We start from the raw sequence: 18,412 nt of genomic DNA on the forward strand, positions 1-18,412 counted from the left end.
AAAGCCTTTCTTTGTTTATTATAAATTTTATTATGGCACTACATAACCTACTTCTTCTTCACCGTACATATCTCTATATTGTACTTTTACGTTCAAAGCCCTAAATTGACCTGATTGGGATATATTTTTGAAACTATTATAATATATAAAATATCTTCCAAAATTTATATTCTTCATTTTGTTAAGCTCGCCAGTATAATTTATAGAGTAATCAGCATCTATAATATAGCCATAAGTATCTTTAGTCATTAAATCTAAGAAATAATTAGATTTATTCGTACCTATATAAACTTGGTTTAGTGATACAGCATTGTTTTTAGCAAAACTTGCAACATCATTAAAGTTCATCATATCAAATACTCTGTCATCAGGACTAGTTACAGAAAAATGTATAATAGCAGTTTTCTTAAAACTATTTCCTGAAAGTCTTATAGCTTCATAATATGCATCATCTAAAGCAGATATTCCTCCTGTAAAATGGAAAGCATTAGCATTTTCAAGTATTCTTAAATTTCTAGCATCATAATTATCAGCCTTATAAACCTGATCATTATAATGTATAACTAAAACCTCATCATTATTAGTTAAGTTCATAGTAAAGTTACTAATTTCTTCTCTTATCTTACCTTCGTATTGTTTAGCAGCAAGACTATCCTCTATCAAATATACAAATCTGTATTCATGTAATTCAGGAGCATCATAAAAAGCAACTTTATGAGAAACACTTGAATTCTCTGTAACAAAGAAATTTTGAGGAGTCAATCCAACTACAGGATTCATAGCTCTATCTCTTACTGTAACAGAAGCTACAACAATAGGGAATCTATTTAAATATTCTCTATCTACAAACACATCTAAATTAGCATAATATTCTTCTTTTCTAGTATATACATCAATTCTTCCAGACATAAAATCTGTTAAGTATATATTTCCATCAGGCCCTTCATCAACAGAAGTAGGAGTTACAGTATATCTTTCAGAATTATTAAATATAGTGAAATCAGATTCATCTATATCATAATAGAAAACCTTACTTCCATCAGCTATATAAAGGTTTCCATCTTTAGCAAAAGATAAACCTCTAGGTTCATTAAATAAATTATGTTTTATAGTTTGTATATAGTTTCCGCTCAAATCAAATTGCTGTATTCTTTTATTTCCCATATCAGCAACATAAACATATCTATCATTAACAGCTATGCCAGCAGGAGAAAAGAATTCTCCAGCATTCTCTCCAAGTTTTCCAAAACTATATAAGAAATTTCCTTCTATATCAAATATAACTATCCTATTGTTTCCAGTATCAGAAACATATATATTACCTTCTTTATCAACAGCAACAGAAGAAGGTCCAAGAAGCTGACCGTTACTTACTCCAGTTACCCCAATATTAGTAATATAATTATGATTAGAATCATATTTTAATATTTTATCTTTTTTAGTATTTGCTATATATATATATCCATTTGCATCTATATCAAAACCTCTAGGATTTTCTAATTTTTCATAAGGATAAACTTTAGCCACAAACTGAAGTAAATTTCTCCACCAGCTAGTCTGCTGTTTTTCCAATCTTTTTCCATGAGCTATTTTACCTATTAAATTTCCATTAATATCAAATTTCTTTAAAGAAGAATCGCTATAATCCAAAACATATAAACTTCCATCATTCATTACTTTTATTTGTATAGGCTGATTTATATTTTTTCTAAAATTAAGATTAGTAGAGAATGCTTTTAAATAAATGAAATTACTCAAAGTATCCTCTTTTTCTTCATTAACATTTGCAGAATCATATTTGTTAATTTTAGAAAGTATTATAGGATCTTCATACCCCATTCTTGTAATATTAAGCCATTCATTAATAGCCAAAGACATATATCCAGCTTTGTATAAAGACTTACTATACCAATATCTTATGAACTTATCAGTAGGATTTGTATTAAGAGAGTTTCTAAAACTAGCTATGGATGCATCATATCTTTCCTGATTATAATAATGCACCCCTCTCAATAACTCTCTGTATGAGTCATAAGTTTCTGTGTTTACATAATATGGAGTTTTGTCGAAAGTGTATGAAAGCGATATAGACATTAAAAATAATACTATACCAGCTAGAAGTTTTATTCTCATAAATCCTCTTTTATAGTTGTGATATTTTTGCTTTATAATAGTGAACAAAAGCCCGCTATCGGGATCGAACCGACGACCCTCACCTTACCATGGTGATGCTCTACCTACTGAGCTAAGCGGGCAAATTTGTAAAATATTATAAAATTACAGAATAAAAAAGTCAAGTAATATGTTAACTTACTTTATGTATCCTATAATGTTTTTAACATAGTTTTGAGTTTCCTCTATATTAGGAATTCTCTGTAATCTATCTACCAAAGCAGGTCCAGCATTATAAGCAGACAAAGATAAATCAAGTCTTCCATCATATCTGTTTAACATCTGTGATAAATATCTGCTTCCAGCCATTATATTAGTATATGGGTCTTTAAGCATTTCTGTATCAGTAACACCTAATCCAACACCTGTTTGCGGCATTATCTGCATCAAACCAACAGCACCTTTATGACTAACAGCAGTAGGTACATAATTTGATTCCTGCTTTATAACTGCTTTTATCAAATTTTCAGGCAAAGAATATTTTTCAGCAGCCTCTTTAATTATATCATCATATTTAGTAGGGAAACTTTCTACTGAAGCTTTTTTATAAGCATTTATAGCCTTAGCAAAATTATTTGTATTACCATCATAAACACCGAAAGATATATTTCCTTTAAAAGCATCAGAAGAAGTATCTCCGCTAATTACTTTTCCATTATCTAATTTTTTATTAGTATCATTAATAATAGAACCATCAATATTATTTATTTTGTTTTCAGTATTATTTTCAGCCATAGCCTCATTTAAATGCTCTGCAAAAGGTTTAGTAGGAAGCTGAGTATTAATAGGAGCAAAACCTAATTTATTAAAAGTGTCCTGAATCTCACCTATTCTAGCATGTATTCTTTGTACAGACTCTATCATAATAATACCTCTTAATTTTATCAATATTCATAAGCATCGCTAGAAACATATTCCTTCTTCCATTCATCTAGCTTAGCTTGTTCTTCTTTATTCATTAATTTTTTATATTCTAATAATTTCTTTTCTTTTAAAAGTTCAACAGCTCTTCTTTGCCTTGAAGCCTCCTGCAAAACTTCCTGCCTTTTTCTAAGTTCCACACTTATTTCAGCCATATTATCTTCATGAATAGCTATCTGAGAATTCAAAGCACTTATATATTCTCCAAGATAAATACTCATAGTCAGCATTTCATTATTATCTTCCATACTATCAACGATTCTTATACCATCATTGATTTTTGAAATGCAGTCATCTTTTCCATCTCTTTCTTTATTATATAGGGCAGAAACCTCAGCTACTTCAGCTTGTTTTTGCTTTTCTATATTCTTTCTAAGTTTATATAAAGGCTCAAGTTTAAAATCAAATTTCTTCATAATATTACCAACAATTTATATTATCTTTTTTCTACAATATTACAACATCATTAGCATATTCTACATTGTCGGAAATATCTGTTCTGTCAGCTGCTTTTTTTACATCTCCGCTGTTTACTAAATCTTCTTCTATCTCTTCCTGAGAATAGAACATAGATAAAAGAGCCTCTTTACTATCAGCAAAACTTGAAACTTCATAAACGTCCTGCTGTAAATATCTATCCATCATAGGCTTATAATCAATAGCTCTGTCAACCTCAGGCATACTTCCTTTAGCATAACCGCCTATCATTATAAGTTCTTTAGCTTCATTGTAGTCAGCACTCATTTTTAAAAATTCTCTTGCTGCTCTCTTATGCATATTAGAAACTACTTCATTCATAATTCTAGATATGCTTTTATTAACATCAATAGCAGGGAAATGTCCTCTGTTAGCTAAATCTCTAGATAAAACTATGTGTCCGTCTAATATACCTCTAACAGCATCTGTAATAGGTTCATCTAAATCATCACCTTCTACCAATACATTGTAAAATGCTGTTATAGAACCTTTATTTGAAGTACCAGTTCTTTCCAAAAGTTTAGCAAGTTCAGAGAATACACTAGGAGTATAACCTCTAGTTGTAGGAGGCTCACCTCTTGAAAGTCCTATCTCCCTTTGAGCCAAAGCAAAACGTGTTACAGAGTCAACCATAAACATTACATTTTTGCCTTTATCTCTGAAGTATTCAGCTATTGTAGTAGCGGTATATGCAGCACGTACTCTCAAAAGTGGTGCATCATCACTTGTAGCAACTATCAATACACTTCTTTTTAATCCTTCTTCTCCTAAATCTCTTTCTATAAAATCTCGAACCTCTCTTCTTCTTTCACCAATCAATGCAATAACATTGACATCAGCATTAGTATTTCTAGCTATCATAGATAAAAGTGTAGACTTACCAACACCCGTACCGCTCATTATAGCCATACGCTGTCCCTGTCCAACAGTGAGAAGTCCGTCTATAGCTCTTACACCTGTTTGTATATGTTTCTTTATTCTAGGTCTGTTCATTGGGTTTACGGCGTTATGTGAAACTGGAATAGGAGTTTCATAAAAATTATGTCCTCCGCCTGCAAGCGGCTTTCCTCTTGCATCAAGTACTGTTCCTAATATTTCATCACAGCACATAACAGATAATGGTCTTTCAAAAGAATAAACCATATTACCGAAAGTTATTCCATTAACTGGTCCAAAAGTAGCTAGAAGAACATCTTGATTTCTAAAACCTATAGCCTCAGCATCAAGATAAGTGTCATCATTCATATATATACGGCACATATCTCCAAGTTTACAAAATGGTCCTTCACTAATAACCAATGAACCTATAACTTCTTTAACTTTACCATAAGATTTTAATAAAGCTACATCATCAACTACTTTTCTATACTTTTCAAATGTCTTTTTTACTTCTTTATCAAAATCTATATTTTCATCTTTTATCATAATATCATCAAGCCCTAAAATAAATTATAGTATAATTAGAAACCTTTAATAGGTTCTACTTCTTTAATAGCAGTTTCTATTTCATTCAATTGGGTATTTATTCTAGCATCTATATCGCCGAAGTCTGTTTCTATCATACAACCGCCAACATCAACATTAGGGTCTTCTAATACTGTTACGCCCTCAATCTTATCAAGCATTTGATAAAATTCATCTTTATGTCTTGCAGAAACTTCCAAATCATCAATATTAACTCTAATAGTGATTTTAGTTCTGCCTTTAATTCTTCTTAAAGCCTCCTGAATATTCCTAATAACGATACCTTTATCTCTTTCAGTCAGCATTTTTACAACACGCTTAGCTATAAGCACAGCAACCTCAATAACTTGAGCCTCTGCTGCATCTATTATTTCATTTCTTTTATTAATAGTTTCAGCTAAGATTTTTTTCATCTTTTCTGTTAATTTTATTAAATCATTATTGCTGTCAGAGAAAGATTTTTCAAAACCTTCATCATAACCTTTTGCATATCCTTCTTTATATGCAGCATCTTTTATAGATTCTGATTCGCTTTGTATTCTTTCTTTTTCAGCATTAGCATCTTGTATTATTCTTGAAGCATCAACTTTAGCCTGTTCTGAAATAACATGTGCTTCATTTTGTTTAGATTTAAATATCTCAAAAGCCTGTGTTTTAGCATCTTCAATAATTCTGTCTGCCTCATCAACAGCTTTTCTTCTCATATCTCTTAAATCTTCTTCCCATTGAGCTCTAAGTCCTGCAATTTCAGCTTCAATTTCTTCAATGGAAGGACCTCTGTATTCCTCTTGAGATTCCTCATAATCAAGTTCTTCCTGAGATTTATGATGAGGTACTGCAATATTAACCTTTTGAGTAAGTTCAACAATACTTCTGGATTTAAAAACCTTTTCTGGCATAATTTACTCCCAATTATTTTTATAATTATTATCCTAAAAAATCACACAACCATTTCATCTTCACCGGCACGAGCAACAACGATATCACCTTGCTCTTCAAGCTTACGGATGATATTAACAATTTTTTGCTGAGCCTCTTCAACGTCTTTAAGACGAACAGGTCCCATAAAGTCCATATCCTCTTTAAGCAATGCAGCAGCACGTTTGGACATGTTTCTGTAAACTTTATCCTGAGCATCTGTATCAACACTCTTAAGTGCCTTAGCCAAGTCGCTTGAATCAACCTCACGAAGTACTTTCTGTATAGCTCTGTCATCAAGCAATACAATATCTTCGAATACAAACATACGTTTCTTGATCTCTTCTGCAAGTTCCGGATCGTCTTCCTCCAAACTCTCGATGATACTTTTCTCAGTAGATCTATCAACACTGTTAATGATTTCTACTATAGAATCGATACCACCAGCAGAAGTAAAGTCTTCACTAGCAAGAGTAGAAAGTTTTCTTTCAAGTACCCTTTCAACCTCTCTTAAAACCTCTGGAGAAGTTCTGTCCATTATAGCAATACGCTTAGCTACATCAGGCTGAATCTCTGTAGGTAAAGCTCCTAATATACTAGCAGCTTTTTGTGCTTCCAAATAAGCCAAAATAAGTGCTATAGTCTGAGGGTGTTCACCTTGTATGAAGTTAAGCAAGTGAGCAGGGTCTGTACGGCGTATAAAATCAAAAGGTCTAACTTGTAATGAAGAAGTTAATCTATTGATTATATCACTAGCCTTCTGACTACCCACAGATCTTTCAAGCAAGTCTCTTGCATAATCTATACCGCCTTGAGTTATGAAGTCCTGAGCTATCATCATCTCTTGGAATTCTCTAAATACAGCATCCTTGTCAGCGGATTCTATATTTTCAAGTCTGGCAATATCAAATGTTATCTGCTCTATTTCTTCCTCTCTCAAGTGCTTGAATATCTCACTAGATGTTTCCATTCCCAGAGATACTAAAAATATAGCAACTTTTTGACGTCCGCTTAGCACTCGTTGTTTTTTATCTTTTTCTTTATCTGCAGGCATAATTTATACTCCTAATTTTTATTATACTCAATTTTATTATTTACAAATTAACTTTAATTAGCTTTTATCATCAGCCATCCAAGTACGCAACAACTGAGCAACATCGTCAGGTCTTTCATGACTTACTCTTATAACTTCATCCATAAGTTTCTTACGAGCAGCATCTTCCAAACTCATTTCACTTATAGGTTCTTCATTAGCATTCATCATAGCCTGTCTGCGCATTTCCATTTGTTTGCGTTCAAGCTCTTCTTCTCTAAGTCTGCGTCTTCTAGCAAGCTCTTTCTGTATAGCTCTTATTGCTAATGCTAATACGAATAATATTAATAAAGAAATCATTGTTATTATCAATGTTTTTCTTATGAATCTATCTCTCATAAGTTTAGCATCTTCAGCATTGAATCTATCCCAATGGTCAAACTGAATATGTGTTACGCTTACTTGGTCTCCTCTTTTCAAATCATAACCTATAGCAGCCTGTACTAAAGAAGTAACATTTCTTATTTCTTCAGCTGTTACAGGATGATATTCTCTTACATAAGAAGTTCCATTAGTTATTATAGGATCTCCGTTTTGATCATAAGATTTAGTCCATCTTCCATCCAAAGCAACTGCAGCTGATATTTTTCCTATCTGATAACTTCCCTTTTTAATAGCTTCATATCTTTTACTTAATTCATAGTTATCTTGTGAATCAGTTTTTGTATATGTCTGCCATCTGTCGCTTTTATCTTTATATCCTGGAGGTACATTTTCTTCTGCTCCTGCTGCACCTTGAGGTATAAATTGCTGTCCTTTCCAATCCTCTGTAACTGTACGAGTAGATACCTGAACCTTATTAGTAAATTGGCTGTCATCATAAGGTGTTGCAGGGTCATCTTCTTTTAAGATTATTGGAAGAACTAAATTATTTGTTATACTTACATCATCCCAAATAAGTTCTAATGCTATTGTTGTTTCTACTCTGTTTGTATATATTCTTCCTAATGTTTGTCTTATTTTATTTTCAATTTTCTTTCTTTCTCTATCAACTATTTTCAACTCTTCCTGAGCTACTTTCAATTTTAAGTTAGCTGCTTCATCTGTAAAATCAGTTAATACATATCCTGTACTATCTGTGATTGTTACAAATTCAGGTTTTAATTTATCAACACCCATAGCTATTAACTGCTGCAAGCCTCTCACTGTTTTTGGGTCTCTTAATACTTCCTCTTTGAAAGGCTGTGCTTTAATAACTACTGATGCTGTAACAGGTGAATCTATATCTGTTAAATATTCTTTCTTAGGAAAAGCCAAATCTACTGTAGCTTCCTGAACGAAATCTAATTTAGTTAAAAGCTGAGTTATAGCTTTAGTCAATGATCTTCTTTTATTAATATCAAGCTCAACATCTGTTATACCAATACGAGGAGCATCAAATAATTCCCATCCGTCAACTCCTGTAGGCATTCTACCCTCTTTTACCAATTCCAATTCTGCTTTAGCCTTGTCAGCTTCGCTATTAAGAGTAATAAAACCATTTCTATATTGATATCTTATGTTATTAGCATCTAATACTGCTATAACATTTCTAGCATCTTCCTGAGTCAACGCCTGCTGAAACAATAATGTCCCTGTTCTTCTAGATGTGAGAACTATTGTCGCTACTATTGCACCAAGCCCTATTACCAAAATACCTATTAACACGGCTTTTTGCAATGTTGTTGTCTTAGAAAAAATATTTTTTATTTGACTTGTTAATTTATTTATAAAGTCCTGCATTAGAAACCACCTAATAAAAGTTATCTTTAGAATTTATCGGATATAGTTATGTTTACTTTATAAAAAAATTATGTTTATTCTGAGTTGACATAACTATTTTTTCTTTTTATGAATATTAGTTTACATAATTATTTTTGTCAACAAGTAAACATAATATTTTTTGAATTTATATTGGACTTTTTAGATTTTTTTATTAAATTCTATTATTTAACATTAATGTTATTATAGACTAACATTTTTTTATGAAATTTTCAATTAAATTCAAAGAAAATAAAACACTTTGCTCTCTAACAGCTTGTCTGTCTCCAGAAAATATATTTTTATAAGCTTTAATATATCCTTCTGCAGATAAACATATCCATACTAAGCCTACGGGTTTTTCTTCTGTACCTCCTGAAGGACCTGCTATACCGCTTATAGCTATTGATATATCACTTTTCATTATTTTTCGGCTGTTTTCTGCCATCTCTAAAACACATTCTTCACTAACAGCACCGTATTTTTCTAATGTTTCCTCTCTAACATTTATCATTTTATGTTTAATTTCATTAGAATATGTTACAAAAGAGCCTTCAAAACATTCAGATGAACCTGAAACTGATGTTATATGTGCTGCAAATAATCCGCCTGTACATGATTCTGCTGATGTAACTTTCAATCCTCTTTGTATTAATAATTCAACTACTTCTTTAGCTTTATCATAATTCATATTAAAAACCTTAATTTTAAGTATATATTAATAAACATAATAAATTATAAAAAATAAAAAATAAAATTTTTTTTAAAATTATAAAGTCAAATATACAAATTATTATAGTATATCAAGTTTACTTTACTGAAATTGACTTATAATAATTTTTTATTTAAATAAAAAAACTTAATGATAAGCTATAAAAGAATTAATAAATAATTATGATATATAAAGCTATCAAATTCATACATTACAATTTTTTGTCTGAAGCATATTTAAGATAAAAATACAAATAAACCATCATTTAAATGTTAATAACATTTATATTATCAAAAAAATTCAAAAAGATTAAATCCAAAATAAAATTTATTAAAAAAAATAATAAATGTATTTAATAATTAATTATAATAAAAACAAATAATTATAATTTTTTACTACTATTATTATTTTATATATTGAAATCATCTCACTTTTTATTAAAATACATACAGTTTTAATTAGTATAATATTTAATAGATTAAAACTATGTTTCATATTTTGTATATATAAAACATAGTTTTAATAAATTTACGAAATCAATCTTCAATAATACTGCTTAAAAATGATGTTCCATTATCAGGTAATTTCTTATTAAAGTATTCAGCAGCTGTCTGACCTATATCAGCTAAAGTCTCTCTTTTACCAATATATTTTGCTTTTTTTATATTTTTATAAACTAATATAGGTACCATTTCTCTAGTATGATGTGAATGTCCTATTTTAGGGTCATTTCCATGATCGGCTGTTATTATCAATATATCATCATCATCTAAAAGACTCATCAAAACGGATAATCTCTCATCAACTATTTCTAATACGCTAGCATATTTTTTAGCATTTTCCTGATGCCCTGCCAAATCAGTTTCCTGTATATTAGCACAAAAAAATCCTGTCTTATTATTTTCTACTTCTTCTATTAATTTATCCATAACTAATCTGCTATCAACTGCAAATATTGATTTACCAAATCTATTTTCTACTATATCCGCGACTTTACCAATTAATACAGTATTTACATCATTTCCCAATATTGTTGGAAGCTGAACATCACTATTAATGCCATATCCCATATGCTGAACTTTATATCCCTTATTATAAACTCCAGATTTAGGAGCACTCACACCAGCAAAAACACCATCCTTGCATTCATATGCATTTTTTATATCTTCAATACTAACATCTTCTCCGCCGAATGTTATAACCCTTGGAACTTTTACCAATTTTCTAACTATTTTTCCAATTTCTAATAATTTATCAAAAGAAATTTTATCAAAGGTTCCTGTTATATTATAAACTTGCCCTAAATCCGCTTCTAAATTATCACCTATAGATAGGCAGTTATTGACTATTAATATTTTCCTCTCATTTCCATATCTTTCAACAGTATAACCATTTTTTATTAACTCATTTTCTATAATATCTATATTTTCATAAAATGCCTCTTTCTTAGGTTTTTTAGGGTCAGTTCCCATTAACTCCTGATGCCCATAAAATGTATCACATCCATCATGTTTTAATTTACATATACCGTACATTGCTTCTTCAGAAAATTTTGTATTATCTATTTCTAAATTAGCAGCATTAGCTATTCCAAGTTTTGCTAAATTTGGAATATTAACATTATTTCCTGTTAATACGTTTCTATAGGTATTAGAACCAATATCCTGAGGTCTTACATCTTTAACATCTTCCATTTCACCTATTCCAAAACTATCTAAAACTATAACTATAAATCTTTTCATATATAATACCTCCTATTTTATTCTTCCTAAACTGTCGTATATACCAACTATTTTAGGATTACCGCTTTTTATCCCTTCTATCAATACAACATCACTTCTTGTAACAAATATCTGTGTTCTAAAAGAAGAAATGACAGTATCACCAACATTAACATTTTTATTATCATTATCAAAATCAAAATAATAGTCTATGTTATCTAAAGAAGGAATATTAACTTCAAAATCCATCAAATTATTAATATCATTACCAACTAATAATTTACTTATATGAGATCGTCTGTAATGACCTCCTCCATAAAAATATGATTTGGAATTTAAATTATGAGAAATTTCTGATAAATAAATTATTGCCGGTTTTTCCTGTCCGAAATTTTTACTATTAAATGGTGTAGTTCCTGTTAAAGCATGACCAGGCTCACCATGTGTACCGCCATATTCTTTAATATATTTTATATTTTCTAATGAAGTAGTAGACGGCATATTAAGCTGTTCAACTTTAACACCAAATTCATTTAATATATTGTTACATTTATGTATTGTTTCCACATTTCTAGTAGCTTCTATCTTATTTAAATCACTATTATATAAAAAACATGGAAAAGAAGTAATACCATTTATTCTAATATTTTTTAATGATAAAATCTTATCTATATGATTTTTTATCTCATCTAAATAAAAACCACCATACTGACCAGGATATATTGTATCATTATTATCAATGACTTTTATCATTATATCCTGAACTTTTCCAATCTTTTCTGCTGCTTTATTTATTTCCAATATCTTATCTAAAGAATAAACAGTAATTATATCAGAACCATATTTAACAACTTCTTCAATCATTTTGTTTGGTATTTGAACCAAATGACCTATATTGCCCAATTTTATATTATTATCAATCATCACCTGAGTTTCTTTGAAATCTACAGCCACAATACCCAAATACCCAATATCAACAATCTTTTTAGCTATATATGGTACTCTGCCTATCTGCTTAGTCATAGCATATAATTTTATATTGTTTTTATTTGCTTCCTCTAAAATTCTTGCAGCATTTTCTAAAATAGTATCAACATCAAGAACATAAGAATCAGGTAATATCAATCCTCTCTTATGAAAATCTAAAGCAATTTTTATTAAATCAAAATTATTATTTCTTACAACATCCAAAAACATATTATTCAGCCTTTTTTAACAACTCATAACTTTCTTTCAATATTCTAACTATAGTATTTACACCCGCTCTGTTTGGGTTTATTCTTATCATTCTCTTTTTTAATGTAGGATCTGTTTTTATAAAAGTACCAGAAACCCTATAAAATAATGGAGAAAACTCATATTTAGATTCAGCACCAACAGGATTAGGTAAAGCTCCAAGTTTTTCAGAGTATTTCAAAATATTTTCAGCTATTTCTTCATTAAATTCTACAATAATAACTTTAGACTGAGCATTAACTAAATATGCTTTTTTTATAAACTTTATATTTCCATCATTTAATATATTTAATAAGCTATCATTAACTTCACCTTGAATAGCCAAGGATACAGGAGCATAAACAAGACCTTTCAATACATCTAAAGCCTCATGCCCTTGAACTTGACCGCCTCCTGAATAATTTGATGCTATAACTTTATCGATATACTTACTATCTCCTACCAAACATCCTATTCCTTCAGGACCAAGCAATTTAAATGTAGAAAAAGCTGATAAATTTGCCCCCAATTCAACACCTATAGAACTTACTTTCATAACAGCATAATTATCATCAGTTATTATTGGAATATTATATTTCTTTATTATATTGATCACATCTTTCATTTTATAAGAATCATCTATTCTTTGACGGGTATATTGTACTAGAGAAGCATCGACTTGATTATTTTTCAAAATATTTTCAAGTTCTTCCAAATTATTATAATCTGCTTCTAAAGTTTCAATATTCATAAGTTTGAAAGACACTTCAGTTGTTGGATATATTGGAGCTTTATGTATAAGAATTTTTCTAACAGCCTTATCTCCAAATAAACTATATAATCCCCATTTTATAGCAGCAGTTCCGGCACCTCTAACTAAAACGCATTTTTCAGCATTAAAAAATTCTGCTATAACTTCTTCTGCTTTTAATGTAGTAACTGGCTTATTCAAACCGCTTACTACTCCTAAATCTCCTCTAGTTAATATTTCGCTTCCTTTAAAATGTTTTGTAATAATATCAACTAATCTAAATTGTTTTTCTTTTGCTTCTTCTATTTTTATAGATTCTAATGGATATGTATTCATTTTTATTTCCTATATTATAATCCAAGTATCTTTTTAGGATTTTCTACTAATAATTTATTTACTTTTGATTCTTCTACACCTGCTTCCAAAAGTCTAGGTATAAATTCTTTTATTAAATATGCATAACCTATACCGCCATTAACTTTTAGATGAGATCTTCTAGTTATATCTACAGAAAGTATCAATTTATCTTCCCAATTATTATCACAAAGTTCTTTTATAAATTTAACTCTTGTTTCTTCAGGTAAATAACTAATCTTTCCAATAGTATCAAAAGCTATATATACGCCTCTATCCAACAAACTTTTTATATAATCTAAATCATTTGCCAAATCAGTATGTCCCAATATAACATGTTCTAAATCAGCATCATTTTCTTTAAGTATATCAAGCTGTTCATGTCCTAATTTACCTAAACTAGTATGAGTAGTAATAAATACTCCAGTCTTTTTTTGTACCAATGCAGAAGCAATAAATACTTTTTTCTCATTCTCAGTAACAATATCAAAACCTGTACCAATTTCTCCAATAAAAGAAGCCTTCTTCGAAGAATTATCTATACCGATTTCAATATCATTAATCATTATATTAGCCAGATCATCTATACTAGATTCTGATACATAATTTGGTAAAAACGGATCTTTATAATATCCAGTAGACATATATATATCTATGCCTGTTTCTTTTTCCATTCTCATTACATAGTTAACATCTCTTCCTATACCGATATTTGATACATCTACTATTCTTGATACACCTAAATTTTTTATTTCTAAAAATTCATTCTTACTATCTTCAAATAAATCTAGCTTACAATCTATATTGTTTTTTTCTTTAGATAAGTCTATGGTTATATGTTCATGCATATATGTTATATCTTTAAACATAATATTTATCCTTTCATATTTTAAATAATCTATTATCCTTATCTTTCAATGGATAATCTAAAAAATAATCTATAAAAAGTTTAGGACGAAATTCCTGATTAATCGCTTTTGCTATTTCTAAAATATTGTATAAGCCATCATTTCCTTCCTTAGCAGCTATAACAATGGAAGTACCTAATTCTCCTGTAGGTATAGTTAATGCCGTACAATTAAGCATATTCAAAACTTTTATATACTTTTTATTAGATTTTTTCTGTATATATAAAGCTTTTTCTCCCATCATTCCAAAAACGCTGTCTCCAATACCTTCAACATCTATATCTTTTTCAAGATAAATAAAAATATCATAAGAAGAAAAAATATTATTTAACTCTAAAATTAAATCTTCTCTAGAAAATAAATCTTTATCTTCTATAATATTTAATTCATAATCTTTTAATTTGTCTATAATACCGGAATCAAATTCAGATGTTAATAAAATATTTAATTTTTTACTAACATCTGAATTAAAATTCTCCTTCAAAAACAATTTCGAAGCATTAAACAAATCTTCAAAATTCTGAGCTATTATTCCTATTCCGGGTACAAAATCTATATTATCTGTTGACTTCCTTTTTAAATTTCCTTTAAGTCCTATACCTGAAAGTAAAATAGAATATAAATTTAATGATATAGCAGGAGCTAAAACAGAACCTCCCCCATCAGTGGCAATAGAAATAGTGTTAAGTCCATATAATACATTAATAGCACTTCCGCTTGATGAACCTGACATAATCTTTCCGCTTATAGGATTGATTAATTTTAAATCTATAGCACGTCCTCTATCTGAATAATTATCCAGAGTATTCCAAACATAATCATTATTTAAAAATATCTGTATTATTGAATTGTCTATTTGGGTTGTATTCTTTACTCCAAAAGTTTTCCAATTTTTACAATCTATTTTAAATAAATCTAATATAACATTTGGATTTTGTTCTTTTACACTTTTACCAATAAATTCATTAGTTCTATAAATTCCAGATAAAATCTTTATATTCACTTTACTTACAGCCTTAATATAAACCTATTAAATTTAATATATTTAAGAATATACCAAGCAATATTGCAGCTACAGGTCCCACAGCTATATCTACCAAAGGTTTTTTAGAAGTTTTATTTATAGTATATAATCCTGCTACAAATAAATATCCTAATCCAGGAGCCATTTCTCCGGCAGCTAGCATACTTCCAACAAGCAATGATATTTCTAAAACTTTAGACATTGATGTTCTAATTTGATCTCCGCATTCTTTAACACCAGGAAATTTATCTAACAATTTTGCTATATTTTCTAAAGCCAATATCTCTATTACAATAACTAAAGCTCCAACTACAAAAGCAATGAAAGGATTCCTTATAAATATTCCTATAGCAAATACGAATGTCATACCAGCAGGTGCATACACTCCTGTAGCAATTGAAGTAGTAGCAACTAATGGGATAAAACCTAATGCCCTAGCCAAAGCAGTTAATCCAGCCTCTGATAATTTATTTTCAGCTAAAAGATTTAATGAAATAGGGTCTCCAGCAACTAAATTAAGACTTACAGCAGATGATATGATTCCTCCCATTAAACCTAAAATCAATACATTGCTTTTTATCTGTTTTACTCTCTCTGCAAATATATTAAGAAGCATTTCATTAGAATTAGATGTATTATCTTTTTTATCTCTTACAGCAAATACAATCATTATTATCATACCCACCAATAAAGCCATTCCGTCAGGATTTAAAACTACTTTATTATCATTTAAAGCAAATGTTCCGTATTTTGCTATAACCTGTCTAATTATTACTGTAAGTGCAAAACTAAATAATCCTTTTTTGAAACCGTATTGATATCCAACAACTAATGAAGGGAAAACAGAAAATGCAACTATTATTGGAGAACCTACTTTACCTAAAGAAGGCAAAAAGTTAACAGGCAATTTTGAAAATAAATCAACAACCCAATTAAGCCCGATTGTTATTAATAATCCATATACTCCCCCTGATAAAACAGATAAAACTAAACCTTTCTTATCTTTTGGAAATATTGTTCCTATAATATCAGTTCCTAATAAAATACTATGAATTAATATTATTGGAGTAGTTAGTGAAAATGGTATTCCATATCCTATAACTAAACCAAAACTTAATGCAAAACTAGTGGCAAACAAAGCTTTTCTATCCATTCTTCCCTCTAAATATTCAGGAAAAATAGGTCTTAAACCATCATTAAATACTGCTACACCTCTATTTGCTAATAAACTAGCTAAAGCACCTAATAAAATTGCTACTACATATTTCATTATTTATTCTCCAAATTATAAAATTATATTATTTTAATAACTCTCCCATAATTATTGGTACAACTTGTTCTATATGCTGAGCTGTAAATCCAAATGCCTTTTTACCGCTTGCTACTTCTTTCACTATTTCTTCATCAGACTTTATATTTCCTGGCATAGAAATAGTAGCACATTTATCAGCCCCTAATAAAGCTATAGCCATAGCTAAAGCTCCGCCGCCGCCTGTATTACAAGCACCAAGATAAATATCCGCTGCATTGTTCTTTATATCCATAGCAGCTTCTATATCTGTTTTTACTACAACAGATGCCTTATCCCCAGCTATGCTAGAAACTAAATCAGCAAGCTTTTGTTTGTCAATTTGACCACCTATAACTATTCTTAACATAAAATTCCTCCATTATTATTTATTTATTTAAATATTTTCTAATATAACGCAAATATTAACTAATATATATTTCTTCTCATCTTCTGGAAATGAAATATTTGATATTGCTAAAATATCATCATAAATCTCTAAAACTTTTTCATAATTTTCATTTTCCAACACTTCTTGGTAAGCAGCTACATCTATTGATTTTATATCTTCATTATTCTTAACACGCATAATTGCCATAGATATATGAGTTACCATCATAGATGCATTTTCTTCTGTTAAAATTATATTATACTTATCTTTAAACATATTAATAATTTTAACCATTATATCTTTTGTATCTGTATCTATTACAGATGATGAGTGTAAAATTTCTAATCTTGTTTCTAAATTCATAATAATTATCCTAATATTAAATTAATTTAAATTTTTCCCTTTTAAAAAATTTTTTAAATATTGTTCTAACTATATCATTATCTTTATTAATAACGATAACAGCCTCAGTAGCCAATAAATTACTGTCATTATCTGCAATATCTTCCACAACTATACCATTGCTTTCAAGAGTAAACATCTTATCTAAAATATCATCATAATTCCAAATAGCAGCATCTATAGTTTTATCTAGCAGTCTATCTATAACCTCTGAATATTTTATATCAATCATTTTTACATCTTTCATATCTTGAAAATTAAATTTAGTTAAAAATAAATGGTCATTAGAATCATAATCCATACCAATAATTGATATTTCCTGATCTTTTCTTTTTAAAATAATATGTTTTGTTACATAAGATCTGTATCCAAATTCTTCTATAATTTCTAAATTTAATCCTGATGATATAGCTTCCATAGCAGCTAATTTTGACACTATACCGAAATGATATACATTTTCAATCAATAATTTTAATCTAATATATCCTCCCCTCATATGGGAAAAATATAATGGAATAGGAAGATTAAAACTATTATTTATATTATCCATTATTTTTTTATATATTTTAGAATAAGTTATTGGCATTACACATAACAAATATTTATAGCCAAGAATTTCAAAAAGTTTAGAATACTCTATATTTTCTATTAAAGTGCCGTATTTTCCTTTTTTGTATAATTTAACAATATTATTACTATCCAATATTTGTAATACTTTATGTATAGTACCTAATGAAATATCAAATCTTTCTGAATAATTCATTATAGTATCTATGTTATCGCCTATATTTCTAGATAGAATATCTTTGGATATTTCATAAATTGCTGTTTCTTTATGATTCATGGCACCTCCTTATTTTC

17 protein-coding genes and 1 tRNA gene are annotated in these 18,412 nt (G+C 29.1%); all 18 read right to left on the bottom strand.

Going from position 1 to position 18,412, the window contains the following annotated elements; all coding sequences use genetic code 11:
- Positions 1-30: 30 nt before the first annotated feature.
- Positions 31-2,133: a 6-bladed beta-propeller gene (locus BRSU_RS06875; protein ID WP_048594568.1), complete on the bottom strand. Its 2,103-nt coding sequence runs from the start codon at positions 2,131-2,133 to the stop codon at positions 31-33.
- Between the two features lie 49 nt (positions 2,134-2,182).
- A tRNA-Thr gene (locus tag BRSU_RS06880) sits at positions 2,183-2,255 on the bottom strand.
- A 55-nt stretch (positions 2,256-2,310) separates the two neighbouring features.
- The gene (locus BRSU_RS06885; RefSeq protein ID WP_048594569.1) at positions 2,311-3,036 is read right to left on the bottom strand and encodes a lytic transglycosylase domain-containing protein; all 726 of its coding nucleotides are present in this window, start codon (positions 3,034-3,036) and stop codon (positions 2,311-2,313) included.
- 20 nt (positions 3,037-3,056) lie between these two features.
- Positions 3,057-3,509 carry a flagellar FliJ family protein gene (locus BRSU_RS06890; RefSeq protein ID WP_014487560.1) on the bottom strand — a complete coding sequence of 151 codons (453 nt, stop codon included), beginning with the start codon at positions 3,507-3,509 and terminating at the stop codon, positions 3,057-3,059.
- Positions 3,510-3,540: 31 nt separating this feature from the next.
- Positions 3,541-4,995 (bottom strand): FliI/YscN family ATPase, encoded by a 1,455-nt coding sequence (locus BRSU_RS06895; protein ID WP_048594570.1) that lies wholly within the window; start codon positions 4,993-4,995, stop codon positions 3,541-3,543.
- A 35-nt stretch (positions 4,996-5,030) separates the two neighbouring features.
- Complete coding sequence (fliH, locus tag BRSU_RS06900; RefSeq protein WP_012670212.1) at positions 5,031-5,933, bottom strand: flagellar assembly protein FliH; 903 nt, start codon at positions 5,931-5,933, stop codon at positions 5,031-5,033.
- Positions 5,934-5,974: 41 nt separating this feature from the next.
- Positions 5,975-7,006, bottom strand: a complete 1,032-nt coding sequence (fliG, locus tag BRSU_RS06905; RefSeq protein ID WP_048594572.1) for a flagellar motor switch protein FliG — start codon at positions 7,004-7,006, stop codon at positions 5,975-5,977.
- 57 nt (positions 7,007-7,063) lie between these two features.
- On the bottom strand, positions 7,064-8,767 hold the full coding sequence (gene fliF, locus BRSU_RS06910) for a flagellar basal-body MS-ring/collar protein FliF (protein WP_048594573.1): 1,704 nt from the start codon (positions 8,765-8,767) through the stop codon (positions 7,064-7,066).
- Positions 8,768-8,996: 229 nt separating this feature from the next.
- Entirely contained in the window at positions 8,997-9,476 is a 480-nt protein-coding gene (locus BRSU_RS06915) for a CinA family protein (RefSeq protein ID WP_048594575.1), read from the bottom strand.
- A 557-nt stretch (positions 9,477-10,033) separates the two neighbouring features.
- Entirely contained in the window at positions 10,034-11,239 is a 1,206-nt protein-coding gene (locus BRSU_RS06920) for a phosphopentomutase (protein ID WP_048594578.1), read from the bottom strand.
- 12 nt (positions 11,240-11,251) lie between these two features.
- Positions 11,252-12,415, bottom strand: a complete 1,164-nt coding sequence (locus BRSU_RS06925; RefSeq protein ID WP_048594579.1) for a YhfX family PLP-dependent enzyme — start codon at positions 12,413-12,415, stop codon at positions 11,252-11,254.
- A 1-nt stretch (position 12,416) separates the two neighbouring features.
- Entirely contained in the window at positions 12,417-13,520 is a 1,104-nt protein-coding gene (locus BRSU_RS06930; RefSeq protein WP_048594580.1) for an aminotransferase class V-fold PLP-dependent enzyme, read from the bottom strand.
- Between the two features lie 14 nt (positions 13,521-13,534).
- Positions 13,535-14,407 carry a phosphotriesterase family protein gene (locus BRSU_RS06935; RefSeq protein ID WP_048594581.1) on the bottom strand — a complete coding sequence of 291 codons (873 nt, stop codon included), beginning with the start codon at positions 14,405-14,407 and terminating at the stop codon, positions 13,535-13,537.
- Between the two features lie 13 nt (positions 14,408-14,420).
- Positions 14,421-15,449 carry an amidase family protein gene (locus BRSU_RS06940; RefSeq protein WP_048594582.1) on the bottom strand — a complete coding sequence of 343 codons (1,029 nt, stop codon included), beginning with the start codon at positions 15,447-15,449 and terminating at the stop codon, positions 14,421-14,423.
- A gap of 13 nt (positions 15,450-15,462) precedes the next feature.
- Positions 15,463-16,740 (bottom strand): YhfT family protein, encoded by a 1,278-nt coding sequence (locus BRSU_RS06945; RefSeq protein WP_048594584.1) that lies wholly within the window; start codon positions 16,738-16,740, stop codon positions 15,463-15,465.
- A 28-nt stretch (positions 16,741-16,768) separates the two neighbouring features.
- Complete coding sequence (locus BRSU_RS06950; protein WP_048594587.1) at positions 16,769-17,128, bottom strand: DUF2620 domain-containing protein; 360 nt, start codon at positions 17,126-17,128, stop codon at positions 16,769-16,771.
- A 27-nt stretch (positions 17,129-17,155) separates the two neighbouring features.
- Positions 17,156-17,512, bottom strand: coding sequence for a PRD domain-containing protein (locus tag BRSU_RS06955; RefSeq protein WP_048594589.1), 357 nt, complete (start codon positions 17,510-17,512; stop codon positions 17,156-17,158).
- 16 nt (positions 17,513-17,528) lie between these two features.
- Positions 17,529-18,395, bottom strand: a complete 867-nt coding sequence (locus tag BRSU_RS06960) for a YhfZ family protein (RefSeq protein ID WP_048594591.1) — start codon at positions 18,393-18,395, stop codon at positions 17,529-17,531.
- Positions 18,396-18,412: the final 17 nt, after the last annotated feature.

It is taken from the genome of Brachyspira suanatina (genome assembly GCF_001049755.1).
Classification (GTDB): Bacteria; Spirochaetota; Brachyspiria; order Brachyspirales; family Brachyspiraceae; genus Brachyspira; species Brachyspira suanatina.

Coding starts and splice junctions, on each gene's coding strand:
- BRSU_RS06875 (WP_048594568.1), bottom strand. CDS start 2,133: ATGAGAATAAAACTTCTAGCTGGTATAGTATTATTTTTAATGTCTATA.
- BRSU_RS06890 (WP_014487560.1), bottom strand. CDS start 3,509: ATGAAGAAATTTGATTTTAAACTTGAGCCTTTATATAAACTTAGAAAG.
- fliG (WP_048594572.1), bottom strand. CDS start 7,006: ATGCCTGCAGATAAAGAAAAAGATAAAAAACAACGAGTGCTAAGCGGA.
- BRSU_RS06885 (WP_048594569.1), bottom strand. CDS start 3,036: ATGATAGAGTCTGTACAAAGAATACATGCTAGAATAGGTGAGATTCAG.
- BRSU_RS06955 (WP_048594589.1), bottom strand. CDS start 17,512: ATGAATTTAGAAACAAGATTAGAAATTTTACACTCATCATCTGTAATA.
- BRSU_RS06925 (WP_048594579.1), bottom strand. CDS start 12,415: ATGTTTTTGGATGTTGTAAGAAATAATAATTTTGATTTAATAAAAATT.
- BRSU_RS06935 (WP_048594581.1), bottom strand. CDS start 14,407: ATGTTTAAAGATATAACATATATGCATGAACATATAACCATAGACTTA.
- BRSU_RS06920 (WP_048594578.1), bottom strand. CDS start 11,239: ATGAAAAGATTTATAGTTATAGTTTTAGATAGTTTTGGAATAGGTGAA.
- fliF (WP_048594573.1), bottom strand. CDS start 8,767: ATGCAGGACTTTATAAATAAATTAACAAGTCAAATAAAAAATATTTTT.
- fliH (WP_012670212.1), bottom strand. CDS start 5,933: ATGCCAGAAAAGGTTTTTAAATCCAGAAGTATTGTTGAACTTACTCAA.
- BRSU_RS06945 (WP_048594584.1), bottom strand. CDS start 16,740: ATGAAATATGTAGTAGCAATTTTATTAGGTGCTTTAGCTAGTTTATTA.
- BRSU_RS06960 (WP_048594591.1), bottom strand. CDS start 18,395: ATGAATCATAAAGAAACAGCAATTTATGAAATATCCAAAGATATTCTA.
- BRSU_RS06915 (WP_048594575.1), bottom strand. CDS start 9,476: ATGAATTATGATAAAGCTAAAGAAGTAGTTGAATTATTAATACAAAGA.
- BRSU_RS06930 (WP_048594580.1), bottom strand. CDS start 13,520: ATGAATACATATCCATTAGAATCTATAAAAATAGAAGAAGCAAAAGAA.
- BRSU_RS06895 (WP_048594570.1), bottom strand. CDS start 4,995: ATGATAAAAGATGAAAATATAGATTTTGATAAAGAAGTAAAAAAGACA.
- BRSU_RS06950 (WP_048594587.1), bottom strand. CDS start 17,128: ATGTTAAGAATAGTTATAGGTGGTCAAATTGACAAACAAAAGCTTGCT.